Genomic DNA, 14,234 nt, shown 5'->3' on the forward strand with positions numbered 1-14,234 from the left:
GCTCCCGTACGGCGCCCGGCGCCGTATTTAGAAAATTGAATAAGTTAATAAAAACTCAATATTGACAGTGGTAGTTAATCAGCACCTTAATTAATGCTGTACAATTTCTTCCGATAGCTGTTTGGCGTGAAAGAGGTGACTTTCTTAAAGTTTTTAATAAACATGCTGGGACTGCTGTAACCGGACTCGAAGGCGATATCGGTTACTGAAGCGTTGGTAATTTCCAGCTGTTTCTTGGCGAAATTAATGCGGATTTCATTAATAATCTGCATCGGTGTTTTGCCATAATAGCGCTGCGTGGCGCGGGTTAAATACTCCTGCGACTTACCCGAAAGCGCGATCATATTTAATAAGGCCTTATCACCAAAACGCATTTTGTCATGCATCCCTTCAACGGTGGATTTTAACCACAGTGGAATATCGTCCTGATTCTCCGACTCCCGGTAATGGCGCAGTCGATTCACGACATAAAAGCTCACCATTTCGAGGAACTCGTTAAACTCCCCTTCACGGAAATTAAACGAGGCAATCACCGACTCCATAAACGTCAGGAACTCATCCTTAATCTGGTAGACCTGAGAGGCCACCAGGTGGGACGGCAGCAGCGGCATATAATGCTGCTCAAAAAACTGCTGGCTGATGCCTACGTTAAATAACCGGGTGGCGCCAAACTCGTAAAAACTCTGATGGTGGGAGCCAACAGGAATAAAAACAAAGTCGCCTCGCTCCATCAGCACACGTTTACCGTTAATTTCCTGGTAATAGCGCCCGGTCAAAACAATCGTGAATTCGTAGTAGTCATGCTGATGCAGTCCGCTCACGCTCTCTTCTTTGGTGTAGATAAACGCATGGAAACATTTGCCGTTAAACAGCTGGCTTTCACGAACGATGTTGATTTCCATATTGTCTATCTCTGGCTGCATAATCTGACCTTCTACTTATCCATTTTCTCGTGTAACTCAATCAGTTCGGTAACCAGCTCACGAGCCAGCATCGAGGTCATCAGGTGGTCCTGAGCATGGACCAGCACCAGGCTCACTTTGGTTTTCCCTTCGCCCTGGTCGCCTTCGATCAATTTAGTCTGTACCAGATGTGCTTCGTTCAGCGCGGTACGGGACTGGTCCATCATCTCTTTGGCTCCGGCGAAGTCGCCCTGTTTAGCCTTTTTAAGCGCCCCGTAAGCCAGGCTGCGAGCCTGACCAGAGTTGATGATTAACCCCATCACGACTTCTTCGAGATCGTCCACTTCCACTTCGGTTTCTACAACATGGTCTAAATCAAACATAAATTGGCTCCCCGGATTCTGAAAACGGGGGAGGCGTTCCTCCCCCGGCTGGAGTTAGAATTTCAGTGCGTTAGCGATATCTTCTTCGCTTTCTTCTTCCTCAATCACCGCCTGTGCCTTGTTGGACAGGATAACGAACGGCATGTACACCAGCGTTGCAATCCCCAGGTTGAACAGCGCCACCAGCAGTGCAGCGATGCTGCCGTTACTGTTGAAGAAGGCGCCGAGGCCGGTAGGCATGGTCCACGGAGCCAGGTTGGTGACCGGTGGAATAATGCCCATGGAGTACGCAATCAGGGTGATCGCGGCCAGAATCGGCTGTACCGCCACGAACGGGATGAACATCACCGGGTTCATGATGATCGGCAGACCAAACAGAATCGGTTCGTTAATCTGGAAGATGCCTGAAGGCAGCGCCAGCTTAGCCACCTGACGATGATCGGCGCGGCGAGAGGCGATGAAGATAGCGATAATCAGACCCAGCGTCGCACCAGAGCCACCCAGCAGGATGTAGGAGTCGAGCATTGGTTTCGCCCAGAAGTGGAACTGTTTGCCCGCTTCGATAGCGGCTTCCACAGAACCGTACTGCTGGTACAGCGCCACGTTTTCCAGCGCCCAAGGGGTCATGATGCCGTTATCCAGCGCGGTAAGCGCCAGAGAACCGTGAACACCGAAGAACCACAGCAGGGAGTTGAAAATCACGTATGCCCAGCCCACGACGCTGCCCATTGACGCCAGCGGAGTCGAAATGGAGTCCATGATGATCTGGTGGAAGTTGCTGCCGTAGTGGGAGAGCGCCCAGGAGATGATCCCGAAGATGGAGAGGATCAGGAAACCTGGAATTAACGCCGAGAACGAACGGGATACCGACGTCGGCACGCTGTCCGGCAGGGTTATCACCCAGTTACGACGCACCACGAAGGTAAACAGTTCCGCGACAACCAGACCGATAATCATACCGGAAATAATATTCTGGCCGCCTAACCAGTTGGCGCCCACGGCATAGGCTTCGCCCACGCTGTAGGGTGTCACGGTCATAAAGGCTGCAACGGATAATAAGCCCGCCGCAAGGGGATCGACCTTCCTCTCCTCAGCCAGCGCCATGCCAATGAAAAAAGGCGCCATCAGCGACATTATGCCCAACGTACCGTTGTACACGTTGCCGCCGATAGCTTTAAACCCATTGAGGGTTTCAATGGTCTCGGGGTCTAAACGGATGCCTAACGAGTAGAAAAATGAACCTGCACCAAAGCTCAGGAATACGTTGTTGATCAGAACAAACATGGCCCCGGTTAGGGTTAATGGCATTAATTTAATAAAACCGTTTTTAATGGCATTAACGTGAGGCTGCTTTCCTATTTTTACAGCAAAAGGCAGGAGAACCTTCTCAAGTGAATCAATGACTTTACTCATATTATAAATATCCTTGAAAGCCGTAATAATGATTACGGCTGTAGGTGTAAGTCGCTCTTTGACGGAAAATTAAACAAAAACAAGAATAAAAAATTAACTCTCGGCCGCTGCTTTCTTAATTGCCGCCACGGCCGCTTTCAACACACCCAGCCCATCGACTTTACCGTACAGAGCAGAGTCGATAACTTCTACAGGCTTGGTGGGCAACAATCTCTTGATATCTGCCTGCATGTAGGCAATTTGTGGCCCGAGTAAAACCAGGTCCGCATGCTTCCCTTTTTCGCTGGCTAAAGACTCAGAGAAAGCTTCAATTTCTACCGGTACTTCATACTTTTCGGCCTGTGCTCGCATTTTGGTCACTAACAGCGAGGTTGACATCCCAGCGGAGCAGAACAGATAAATTTTTTTCTTTTGCATAAGTTGTTCCTCAAGTCTCAATACGCTGTAACGGACTTACGCGACGTATTGTTGCTGTTCCAAAGCGGGTTTGTGGGGAGAGACTATTGTCTCTGCTTGAAGAAAGTATACGGCATGGTTTAACGGGAGAGATAATTCCTGGCTCTCATAAATTGTCTCTCCTTGACCTGGCGTTATGACCCTCCTCACAGTTTGGCCAAATATTTCGCGCAAATAAAAAAGCCCAAACCGAAGTTTGGGCTTTTATCTGAATCGTTGAGGAGGGTTAATCGTAGGCATTCAGCGTGCGCTGGCACAGGGCGGAGCGCACACAATCCTGTTTACCAAAGCGGACAACGCCAACCATCTCATCCTCTTCAAAACGGTTCAGCGCGTCACTTAAACCGGACGGTACACCCGCAGGCAAATCACACTGCGTAATATCACCATTGACGATAACCGTCACGTTTTCCCCGAGGCGAGTGAGGAACATTTTCATTTGCGCTGCGGTGACATTCTGCGCCTCGTCCAGAATTACCACGGCATTTTCAAAAGTACGCCCGCGCATATAGGCGAACGGCGCAATCTCAACCTTACCAATTTCGGGCCGCAGGCAATACTGCATAAAAGACGACCCTAAGCGTCGCACCAGGATGTCATACACCGGGCGGAAATAGGGAGCGAACTTCTCTGAAATATCACCGGGAAGGAAGCCGAGATCTTCATCGGCCTGCAGCACCGGACGGGTAACAATAATCCTGTCGACATCCTTATGTATCAGGGCCTCAGCGGCTTTCGCCGCGCTGATAAACGTCTTGCCACAGCCGGCTTCACCGGTAGCAAATATCAGCTGCTTTTTCTCGATGGCATTAAGATAGTGCGCCTGAGCCTCGTTACGCGCTTCGATAGGTGAATGATCGCGGCAGTCGCGCGCCATGCCTATAGATTCTACGCCGCTCATCTGCACAAGCGTGGTGACCGATTCCTCTTCACGCTGCCGGTGGCTACGCGAATCCCGTCTCAGCACACGTTTTGCTTCGCGACGAGCTTTGATCACAGCTTTCTGTCTTCCCATGGATGGCACCTTACAGTTGGTTTCATTTCCCGCGCCGTCTGAACAGGCGCGATTATGGCCACTAACGGATGAGGTTTGGCTTCCTTGTAAGCCATGTACTGCCGGTTGAGAGGGTGCACTAAGCGAAAGCGAAACGTCGCCTGACGCACCGTTAGGACGCTGATTTGATACTGAATGGGGAAATTTAGCGGTGAAGATAGCGAAGCCGGAGGAGAGTCCTCCGCGCTGGGTTGTGCGGGTAAAGTGTTTAAGTAACCGTCCAGTACAGGACCCAACCATTCGCGATCTCCGTAGTGAGTAAACGTCACAGCAGGGAACTACCGCTCTTGTTTTAAGTACAACAAACACCACTCAAAATGCAACATAAATTTTACTTTTAAGTAACGTTAATTGCCATTCGCTGCCGTGTACCGTTTTCGCATACCTATATTACAGAAATATTTCAGCGAGATAGTCATAGGATATGGCAATGAATAACCAGGAGGGTGAATTGTTAGCAAATGAAAAATTAGCCCCCTCACCCGCTCTTCTCCCTGAAAGAGAGAAGAGCGGCAACACTAAGCCTCAATCAGCCCCTGCCCCAGATAATGCTGCTTATCCGGCACGCCCGGCAGCGCGAAGAAATAGCCGCCGCCAATCGGCTTCACATACTCCTCAAGCGCCTCGCCGTTCAGCCTGCCCTGAACCGTCAGAAACCCTTTCTCAAGGTCATGCTGGTAGCAGACAAACAGCAACCCCATGTCCAGCTGGCCGGATTTGGTCGCTCCCAGCGAATAGCTGTAGCCCCGGCGCATCATCAGCCCGGACTGCGTCTCTTTGGTCCGCGGGTTTGCCAGGCGGATATGGGCATCCAGCGCAATCACGTTGCCATCAGGATCGGCCGCATAGTCAGGCACATCGTGCTCATTTTTCATGCCCAGCGGCGCCCCGCTGTGTTTGTCGCGGCCGAAGATAGTCTGCTGCTCCTTCAGCGGCGTACGGTCCCAGGACTCGACGTGGAACTGAATAATGCGCACCGCCTGATAGCTGCCGCCGGTTGCCCAGGCGGGCTCCTGCTGCTGCTTCGTCACCCACACCACGTCATCCATCAGCGACTTATCATGGCTGTCCGGATTTGCCGTACCGTCTTTAAACCCCAGCAGGTTAATCGGCGTCTCTTTGCCGCGGCTGCGCGCCGCATGGTTGGAGATAAACCCTTCCCGACGCCAGCGCACGCTGAGGAGATCCGGCGTGTGCTTGATGATGTCGCGCAGCGCATGGATCACCGTGTCGTTGGTATTGGCGCAGATCTGCAGCAACAGATCGCCGTGGCACAGGCTGGCGTCCAGCGAATCGTTCGGGAAGCTGGTCATCTGCTGTAGCTTCTTCGGCTTCTGCTTTTGCAGGCCAAAACGCTCATCAAACAGCGAACTGCCGACGGAAGCTGTGATGGTCAGATTATCCGGGTAGATTTCCGCCCCAAGAATGCCGGAGTCCATCGGCGGCAGCCGTGGATTCGGCGTATCCGGAGCCGGGCCTCCGCGGGTCAGAAAGTCAAAACGAGCCGTCAGCAGTCTGAGCAGGCGTTCAAGGTCAGCTTTATCACTTGCCAGCACATCAAATGCGACCAGCATCATGGACGCCTGCTGAGGCGTTAAAATTCCGGCCTGATGATCCCCGTACAGCGGCAGGCTTTCCAGGCGAGCATCCGGCGGTAGCGTGCCCGGCGAAGTAACAGGGTTAGCAGCATGAGCGGCCATCGGGCAGCCGCCGCCCACGGCAAGCGCCCCCCCGAGGGTGCCCAGCGATTTCAGAAGCTGACGGCGCGCCGGTTGATGCGCGCCGGTATTATCCTTATTGCTCATGATGCTCAGTCCAGACCCATTACGCCACGCAGTTGAGAAAGATCTTCCGCCAGAGTCGTGATCGGCCCCTTCAGCGCCTTGCGGTCCGCATCAGTGAGCTTGTCGTAAGTTTCGAAGCCCTCTTTGGTACGGTATTTCGCCAGAATGGCGTCAACTTTCTTGAAGTTCGCATCCACTTTCGCCAGCAGCGCCGGGTTCTCTTTGGTCAGCTGAGGACGCAGCAGATCAACAATCTTCTGCGCGCCGTCAACGTTAGCCTGGAAGTCCCACAGGTCGGTGTGGCTGTAGCGATCTTCTTCGCCGCTGATTTTGGTCGCCGCAACTTCTTCAATCAGGCCGGCTGCGCCACCGACCACTTTGCTTGGCGGGAAGGCCAGTTCAGAGACGCGAGTCTGCAGGTCCAGCACATCGGCGTTCAGCTTGTCAGCAAACGGCGCGGCGTCTTTGGTGGTGTTATCGCCAAAGAGAATTTTCTCCAGGCGGTGGAAACCGGTGAATTTCGGGTCATCGGCTTTTTTCTCGAAGTCATCTTCACGCGCATCGATGCTGCTGTCGAGATCGGAGAACAGCTCGGCAATCGGCTCAATACGCTCGTAATGCTGACGCGTTGGCGCATACAGGGCTTTCGCTTTTTCTAAATCACCGGCTTTCACCGCATCGGTAAAGGCTTTCGTGCCTTTTACCAGCTCCGCCACTTCGGCGGTCACATAGGCTTTATATTCGGTAATTGGGCCAGTCAGCGCCAGCAGATCGGATTTAGGCGCTTCCTGCGTGCCGGAGGCTTTCACCACTAGCTTGCCCTTCGGGTTGGTCAGCAGGCCACAGGTCATGTCATATTCACCCGGCTGCAGATTTGCGGTTAGCTTCTGGGAGAAGCCCGGCGCGATGTTCTCACGCTCCTCCACCACCATTACCCCCTTCAGGATCTCCCACTCCAGCGCTTTCTGGCTGTTGTTCTGGATGATGAACTGAGTCTTCCCGGCGTTCACCGTGACGCTCATAGGCTCGCACTGTTTATCCGTGACGGTGACCTTTACCTGGGGAATGTCTGCCGCCTGTGCGGCAAATGAGGAAGAGACCAGCGCGAGCAGCGCGACGTGCAGTGCCTTCAGACGAAAATGTTGGATCATGACCTATCCCTATTAAGCAATGAGTAGTTATCACTAAACGGCGGGCGGCCCGCCGTTTATAAATTAACGAGCCGTATTGGTTGCCCGGTGGTTCATGCGAGGTGGCATAAAGAACAGCACCAGCGCTGGAATCAGATAGATGAAGTACATCGCCACTTCGCTAACGCTTGGCGTTTCCTGATAACCGAAAATCCCTTCCAGCAGCGTGCCGGTCAGCGAGTGGGTAGAGAGCGTGTTGCTCATATCGAAAGCAATATCCTGGAAGTGGTTCCACAGCCCGGCTTCGTGGAATGCGCGGACGGCGCCAGCGGCAAGCCCCGCGGCCACCAGCAGGATAAACAGGCTGGTCCACTTAAAGAAGGCACCGAGATTAAGACGAATACCGCCCCAGTAGATGAGAAAGCCCAAAACGATGGCCGTTGCCAGCCCGAGCATTGCGCCGAGCGGCGGTAAAATGCCTACATCCTGCTGGAAAGCGGCCAGCAGGAAGAATACCGACTCAAGCCCTTCACGCGCCACGGCGAAAAAAACCATCATGATCAGCGCCCAGCCATGGTTGCCTTTGCTCTTCAGCGCATTGTCCACCGCCTGCTCCAGTTCACCCTTGATGTTTCGGGAAACTTTACGCATCCAGAACACCATCCAGGTAAGGATAAACACGGCGATCACCGCGACAATGCCCTCGAACAGCTCCTGCTCTTTCTGTGGGAACTCGCCGGTGGTTTCATTGATGAAGATACCGAGGCCCAGGCAGAGCGCGGCGGCGGCGAATACGCCAATCCACATAACGGCGATCCACTGGCCGCGCTGGGTACGCTTAAGGTAGCTGGCGATCAGGCTGACAATCAGCGCAGCCTCCAGCCCTTCGCGCAACATGATGAGAAACGGAACAAACATGCCTGGCACCTCAGATGTGAATACAGGTCAATTGGAGTAAAGAAAAGTAAACCATAACGATTGTGATTATCATTACCGCAAAAAGAAAAACAAGTGACCTGGATTACATATTTATGACCAGATGTAAAAAGGGCGGGCTATATCCACAGAGAAGTGTGAAAGAAAAAGGCCGGTATAACCGGCCTTAGGGGCAAAGAGAGCGTTTTCAGGTGAGAGCCTTTCAGGCGATGGCCCGGCTGAAAACTCAGAATGTCTAAATTAGTCCGGCTGCAGTTTGCCCGGCGGCGCGGTATGGTAAATCGCATCTGCCTCGGCAAAACGCTTCTGCATAGAGGCCGACGGCGCTTTGCCCATCAGGCTCACTACGACAATCGCCAGACTGCCTAAAACGAAGCCAGGAATAATTTCATACAGGCCCAGCCAGCCAAACTGTTTCCAGATCAGCACGGTAGCCGCCCCGACAATCATTCCCACCAGCGCCCCGTTGCGGGTCATGCGTGACCACATCACGGAGAGCAGCACAACAGGCCCAAATGCCGCGCCAAAACCGGCCCAGGCGTAGCTGACCAGGCCAAGCACGCGGTTTTCCGGATTTGCCGCCAGCGCAATCGCCACCAGCGCCACCACCAGCACCATCATGCGTCCAACCCACACCAGCTCCTTCTGGCTTGCGCCTTTTCGCAGGAACGCCTTATAGAGATCTTCGGTGATTGCACTTGAGCACACCAGCAGCTGGCAGCTCAGGGTAGACATCACCGCGGCCAGAATCGCGGAGAGCAGCACCCCGGCAATCCACGGGTTAAACAGAATTTGTGCCAGCTCGATGAATACTCGCTCGCCATTCTGCGTCACCGCCCCGGCCTGCTCGGGGTTGTTATTAAAGTAGGCAATCCCGAAGAAGCCCACCGCACAGGCACCGGCCAGGCAGAGGATCATCCAGGTCATACTGATGCGGCGAGCGTTAACGATGGTGTGGTGTGAATCTGCCGCCATAAAACGCGCCAGGATATGCGGCTGGCCGAAATAGCCCAGACCCCAACCCATCAGCGAAACGATAGCGACAAAGTTCAGCCCCTTCAGCATATCGACGTTTTCAATGCTTTTCTGTTTGATCACTATCAGAGAGTCATCGAGCCCGCCTACCGCCGCAATCACCATCACCGGGGTCAGAATCAGGGCGAAGATCATCAGGCTTGCCTGCACGGTGTCCGTCCAGCTAACCGCGAGGAAGCCGCCCACGAAGGTATAGATAATGGTGGCGGCAGCCCCGGCCCAAAGCGCCGTTTCGTAGCTCATGCCGAAGGTACTTTCAAACAGGCGCGCGCCAGCCACAATGCCTGAGGCGCAGTAGATGGTGAAAAACAGCAGAATAACCAGCGCGGAGATAATGCGCAGCAGGCGGCTGGAGTCTTCAAAACGCCCGGTGAAATAATCGGGCAGCGTCAGCGCATTGTTGTTCACTTCGGTGTGAACGCGCAGGCGCCCGGCAACCAGCTTCCAGTTGATCCACGCCCCTAAGGTCAGGCCGATGGCTATCCAGCTTTCGGAGATACCAGAAATAAATATCGCGCCCGGCAACCCCATTAACAGCCAGCCGCTCATGTCTGAAGCCCCTGCCGACAGCGCGGTCACCACGCTCCCGAGGCTGCGGCCGCCGAGAATATAGTCATCAAAGCTGCGGGTGGAACGCCAGGCGATAAAACCTATGAGTATCATGCCAAAGATATAAACCAGAAAGGTCACCAGCATCGGTGTGCTTATTGTCATTCAGACTTCTCCATAGCTATTACGCCTGCTCTCTCTGACCAGGCTGCTTCGCGCCGGAACGAGGCGCTGTGTTGTTATCGTGATGTCATGGGGGAATGCATCCTGCCGGAACCCTTTATTTTTCACAAATGATTTAACACTGCATTTACATCAATTGCACCCACGCCAGCGCAGCATTTTTCACCAGGTTGCACTCGCTCACATTTTTGGCGGTTGCACCTGCTAAAAGTGTTAAGTATGTCGGTAAATGCACCGTTTCGCTTACCGATGGTCAGATGGTTTTCTTATCTTGAATGTAACAATTAAGCATTTTTGCGAATGTCATAGCGGCTTCGATTTAACAAGGTTGCACAAAGTTGCAACTTCATAGATATTGCTGGCTAACAAGGCACACCCCCCAATAATAATTAACCTGGAGACTGTCGTATGGGCACCACCACGATGGGCGTAAAACTGGATGAAGCGACGCGAGACCGTATTAAAGAGGCCGCCTCACGTATTGACCGCACCCCACACTGGCTGATTAAGCAGGCTATCTTTAATTACCTTGAGCGGCTTGAGAGCAGCGACGAACTGCCTGAGCTGCCTGCCCTGCTGGCCGGTGCGGCCAATGAGAGTGACGAGTCACCGGTGCAGACGGAGGAGGTGGCGCAGCCGTTCCTCGACTTTGCCGAACAAATCCTGCCGCAGTCCGTCAGCCGGGCCGCGATCACCGCCGCGTGGCGCCGCCCTGAAACTGACGCAGTCCCGATGATCCTTGAGCAGGCTCGCCTGGCGCCGGCCATCGCCGAACAGACGCAAAAGCTGGCTTACCAGCTGGCCGACAAGCTGCGTAATCAGAAAACCGCCTCTGGCCGCGCGGGCATGGTGCAAAGCCTGCTGCAGGAGTTCTCCCTCTCCTCTCAGGAGGGCGTGGCGCTGATGTGTCTCGCGGAAGCGCTGCTGCGTATCCCGGATAAAGCGACCCGCGACGCGCTGATCCGCGACAAAATCAGCAACGGTAACTGGCAGTCACACATCGGCCGCAGCCCGTCGCTGTTCGTGAACGCCGCGACCTGGGGGCTGCTGTTTACCGGCCGCCTGGTTTCCACCCACAACGAAGCCAGCCTGTCTCGTTCCCTGAACCGCATTATCAGCAAAAGCGGCGAGCCGCTGGTGCGTAAAGGCGTGGATATGGCGATGCGCCTGATGGGCGAGCAGTTTGTGACCGGGGAGACCATCGCCGAAGCGCTGGCTAACGCGCGCAAGCTCGAAGAGAAAGGTTTCCGCTACTCCTACGATATGCTGGGTGAAGCCGCATTAACCGCTGCCGATGCGCAGGCTTATATGGTCTCCTACCAGCAGGCGATTCACGCCATCGGTAAAGCGTCCAACGGACGCGGCATCTATGAAGGCCCGGGCATTTCCATTAAGCTTTCTGCCCTGCACCCGCGCTACAGCCGTGCGCAGTACGACCGCGTAATGGAAGAGCTTTACCCGCGCCTGAAGTCCCTGACGCTGCTGGCGCGCCAGTATGACGTCGGCATTAATATTGACGCCGAAGAGGCCGATCGCCTGGAGATCTCCCTCGATCTGCTGGAAAAACTCTGTTTTGAACCTGAACTGGCGGGCTGGAACGGTATCGGCTTTGTTATTCAGGCCTACCAGAAGCGCTGCCCGTTTGTGATTGATTATCTGGTCGACCTGGCAACCCGCAGCCGCCGTCGCCTGATGATCCGTCTGGTGAAAGGCGCTTACTGGGACAGCGAAATCAAACGCGCCCAGGTTGACGGCCTGGAAGGTTATCCGGTTTATACCCGCAAGGTGTATACCGACATCTCTTACCTGGCGTGTGCCAAAAAGCTGCTGGCCGTTCCAAACCTGATCTACCCGCAGTTTGCTACCCATAACGCCCACACCCTGGCGGCTATTTATAACCTTGCCGGGCAGAACTATTACCCTGGCCAGTACGAATTCCAGTGCCTGCACGGCATGGGCGAGCCGCTTTATGAGCAGGTGGTTGGGAAAGTAGCCGACGGCAAACTGAACCGCCCTTGCCGCATCTACGCGCCGGTGGGTACCCATGAAACCCTGCTGGCTTACCTGGTACGCCGCCTGCTGGAAAACGGCGCGAACACTTCGTTTGTCAACCGCATCGCCGACGCAACCCTGCCGCTGGACGAACTGGTTGCCGACCCGGTAAGCGCAGTTGAAGCCATGGCCGCCAAAGAAGGTCAGCCTGGGCTCCCGCATCCTAAAATCGCCCTGCCGAAAGCGCTGTACGGTACAGAGCGCAGCAACTCCAGCGGCCTGGACCTGGCTAACGAGCACCGCCTGGCTTCGCTCTCCTCCGCCCTGCTGAACAGCGCCGCGCAAAAATGGCAGGCCACGCCGGTACTCGAGCAGCCGGTTGTCGAAGGCGAACTCACGCCGGTAAAAAACCCGGCTGAACCGACAGATATTGTGGGCTATACCCGCGAAACCACGAGCGAAGAGGTTTCCCTGGCGCTCGAAAATGCCGTCAATCACGCGCCAATCTGGTTTGCCACTCCGCCGCAGGAGCGTGCCGCTATTCTTGAGCGCGCTGCCGTGATGATGGAAAGCCGCATGCAGCAGCTGATCGGCATTCTGGTCCGCGAAGCAGGTAAAACCTTCAGCAATGCCATCGCCGAAGTTCGTGAGGCCGTGGACTTCCTGCACTATTACGCGGGCCAGGTACGTGACGACTTCGACAATGAAACTCACCGCCCTCTCGGCCCTGTTGTCTGTATCAGCCCGTGGAACTTCCCGCTGGCTATCTTCACCGGCCAGATTGCCGCCGCGCTTGCCGCCGGTAACAGCGTGCTGGCGAAACCTGCGGAACAAACGCCGCTGATCGCCGCTCAGGGCGTTGCGATTCTGCTTGAAGCTGGCGTACCTGCGGGCGTGCTGCAGTTGTTGCCTGGCCGCGGTGAAACCGTCGGTGCGCAGCTAACGGGCGACCCACGCGTGCGCGGCGTGATGTTCACCGGTTCAACCGAAGTGGCCTCTCTGCTGCAGCGCAATATTGCCGACCGCCTTGATCCGCAGGGTCGCCCAACGCCGCTGATTGCGGAAACCGGCGGCCTTAACGCGATGATCGTCGACTCCTCCGCGCTAACCGAACAGGTTGTTGTGGATGTAGTTTCTTCAGCCTTCGACAGCGCAGGCCAGCGCTGCTCTGCCCTGCGCGTGCTGTGCCTGCAGGAAGACGTGGCCGACCACACGCTGCAAATGCTCCGGGGTGCGATGGCGGAATGCCGCATGGGCAACCCAGGCCGCCTGACCACCGACATCGGGCCCGTTATCGACGCCGAAGCGCAGCAAAATATCGAGAAGCACATCCAGGCGATGCGCGCTAAAGGGCGCACCGTGTTCCAGGCCGCACGTGAAAACAGCGTGGACGCGCGCGAATGGCAGTCCGGCACCTTTGTCGCGCCGACGCTTATCGAGCTGGAAAGCTTCGACGAGATGAAAAAAGAGGTGTTTGGCCCGGTGCTGCACGTCGTGCGCTACAACCGCAACAATCTTGAAGCCTTAATTAAGCAGATCAACGCGGCAGGCTATGGCCTGACGCTCGGCGTGCATACCCGTATCGACGAGACGATTGCCCAGGTGACCGGCTCTGCGCACGTCGGCAACATGTACGTTAACCGCAATATGGTCGGTGCCGTTGTCGGCGTTCAACCGTTTGGCGGTGAAGGTCTGTCCGGCACGGGTCCAAAAGCCGGCGGACCGCTTTACCTGTATCGTTTACTGGCTAACCGCCCGGAAAATGCGCTGCAAACCACCTTCAACCGACACGATGCGGAAACTCCGGTGGATGCTTCCCTGAAGAGCGTTCTGCAGGTTGCCCACCAGGCGCTGAGCGAGTGGGCCTCCAACCGCGAAGCACTGAAAGCCGTTTGCCAACAGTTTGGCGAGCTGGCGCAAAGCGGTACGCTGCGCGTGCTGCCGGGCCCGACGGGTGAACGTAACACTTACGCTCTGCTGCCGCGTGAACGTATTCTCTGCGTTGCAGATAATGAAGGCGATGCGTTAGTGCAGCTTGCTGCGGTTACCAGCGTCGGCAGCCGCGCGCTTTGGGCGGATGACAGCCTCCACCGCGAGCTGGCGAAGCAGCTGCCAAAAGCCGTGCAGCAGCTGGTTGATTTTGCGAAGCAGGAAGAGCTGCTGAAACAGCCGTTCGACGCGGTAATTTACCACGGCGATTCAGATCAGCTGCGCAAGCTCTGCGAAGCCGTAGCGGGCCGTACGGGCGCGATTGTTTCCGTTCAGGGCTTTGCCCGCGGCGAAAGCAACATCCTGCTTGAACGTCTCTATGTGGAACGTTCGCTGAGCGTGAACACCGCTGCAGCAGGCGGCAATGCCAGCCTGATGACAATCGGCTAACAGTTCGCTACGCTACAGGGGCTCTCATCTGAGAGCCC

The 14,234-nt window shown here is 55.3% G+C and carries 10 protein-coding genes; 1 reads left to right on the top strand and 9 read right to left on the bottom strand.

The window, feature by feature from the left end:
• Positions 1-86 precede the first annotated feature (86 nt).
• From chbR to putP, 9 genes are all read right to left on the bottom strand, one after another.
• Positions 87-923 (bottom strand): transcriptional regulator ChbR, encoded by an 837-nt coding sequence (chbR, locus tag EL098_RS14180; protein WP_408609083.1) that lies wholly within the window; start codon positions 921-923, stop codon positions 87-89.
• Positions 924-934: 11 nt separating this feature from the next.
• Positions 935-1,285 carry a PTS N,N'-diacetylchitobiose transporter subunit IIA gene (gene chbA, locus EL098_RS14185; RefSeq protein ID WP_126356854.1) on the bottom strand — a complete coding sequence of 117 codons (351 nt, stop codon included), beginning with the start codon at positions 1,283-1,285 and terminating at the stop codon, positions 935-937.
• A gap of 54 nt (positions 1,286-1,339) precedes the next feature.
• Positions 1,340-2,698, bottom strand: coding sequence for a PTS N,N'-diacetylchitobiose transporter subunit IIC (chbC, locus tag EL098_RS14190; protein WP_126356855.1), 1,359 nt, complete (start codon positions 2,696-2,698; stop codon positions 1,340-1,342).
• 93 nt (positions 2,699-2,791) lie between these two features.
• The gene (locus EL098_RS14195) at positions 2,792-3,115 is read right to left on the bottom strand and encodes a PTS sugar transporter subunit IIB (RefSeq protein WP_126356856.1); all 324 of its coding nucleotides are present in this window, start codon (positions 3,113-3,115) and stop codon (positions 2,792-2,794) included.
• Between the two features lie 265 nt (positions 3,116-3,380).
• Entirely contained in the window at positions 3,381-4,169 is a 789-nt protein-coding gene (gene phoH / locus EL098_RS14200) for a phosphate starvation-inducible protein PhoH (RefSeq protein WP_197718522.1), read from the bottom strand.
• A gap of 557 nt (positions 4,170-4,726) precedes the next feature.
• The gene (efeB, locus tag EL098_RS14205) at positions 4,727-6,013 is read right to left on the bottom strand and encodes an iron uptake transporter deferrochelatase/peroxidase subunit (protein ID WP_126356858.1); all 1,287 of its coding nucleotides are present in this window, start codon (positions 6,011-6,013) and stop codon (positions 4,727-4,729) included.
• A 5-nt stretch (positions 6,014-6,018) separates the two neighbouring features.
• Complete coding sequence (gene efeO / locus EL098_RS14210; RefSeq protein ID WP_126356859.1) at positions 6,019-7,143, bottom strand: iron uptake system protein EfeO; 1,125 nt, start codon at positions 7,141-7,143, stop codon at positions 6,019-6,021.
• A gap of 63 nt (positions 7,144-7,206) precedes the next feature.
• Positions 7,207-8,040, bottom strand: coding sequence for an iron uptake transporter permease EfeU (gene efeU, locus EL098_RS14215; protein ID WP_126356860.1), 834 nt, complete (start codon positions 8,038-8,040; stop codon positions 7,207-7,209).
• A 258-nt stretch (positions 8,041-8,298) separates the two neighbouring features.
• Positions 8,299-9,807: a sodium/proline symporter PutP gene (gene putP, locus EL098_RS14220; protein WP_126356861.1), complete on the bottom strand. Its 1,509-nt coding sequence runs from the start codon at positions 9,805-9,807 to the stop codon at positions 8,299-8,301.
• Positions 9,808-10,233: 426 nt separating this feature from the next.
• On the opposite strand from putP, the gene putA reads away from it, so the two are divergent.
• Entirely contained in the window at positions 10,234-14,196 is a 3,963-nt protein-coding gene (putA, locus tag EL098_RS14225) for a trifunctional transcriptional regulator/proline dehydrogenase/L-glutamate gamma-semialdehyde dehydrogenase (protein ID WP_126356862.1), read from the top strand.
• Positions 14,197-14,234: the final 38 nt, after the last annotated feature.

This window comes from Cedecea lapagei (assembly GCF_900635955.1).
GTDB classification, from domain to species: Bacteria; Pseudomonadota; Gammaproteobacteria; order Enterobacterales; family Enterobacteriaceae; genus Cedecea; species Cedecea lapagei.

Excerpts from the sequence above, each read along its gene's own strand:
- chbR (WP_408609083.1), bottom strand. The coding sequence starts at position 923 with ATGCAGCCAGAGATAGACAATATGGAAATCAACATCGTTCGTGAAAGC.
- chbA (WP_126356854.1), bottom strand. The coding sequence starts at position 1,285 with ATGTTTGATTTAGACCATGTTGTAGAAACCGAAGTGGAAGTGGACGAT.
- chbC (WP_126356855.1), bottom strand. The coding sequence starts at position 2,698 with ATGAGTAAAGTCATTGATTCACTTGAGAAGGTTCTCCTGCCTTTTGCT.
- EL098_RS14195 (WP_126356856.1), bottom strand. The coding sequence starts at position 3,115 with ATGCAAAAGAAAAAAATTTATCTGTTCTGCTCCGCTGGGATGTCAACC.
- phoH (WP_197718522.1), bottom strand. The coding sequence starts at position 4,169 with ATGGGAAGACAGAAAGCTGTGATCAAAGCTCGTCGCGAAGCAAAACGT.
- efeB (WP_126356858.1), bottom strand. The coding sequence starts at position 6,013 with ATGAGCAATAAGGATAATACCGGCGCGCATCAACCGGCGCGCCGTCAG.
- efeO (WP_126356859.1), bottom strand. The coding sequence starts at position 7,143 with ATGATCCAACATTTTCGTCTGAAGGCACTGCACGTCGCGCTGCTCGCG.
- efeU (WP_126356860.1), bottom strand. The coding sequence starts at position 8,040 with ATGTTTGTTCCGTTTCTCATCATGTTGCGCGAAGGGCTGGAGGCTGCG.
- putP (WP_126356861.1), bottom strand. The coding sequence starts at position 9,807 with ATGACAATAAGCACACCGATGCTGGTGACCTTTCTGGTTTATATCTTT.
- putA (WP_126356862.1), top strand. The coding sequence starts at position 10,234 with ATGGGCACCACCACGATGGGCGTAAAACTGGATGAAGCGACGCGAGAC.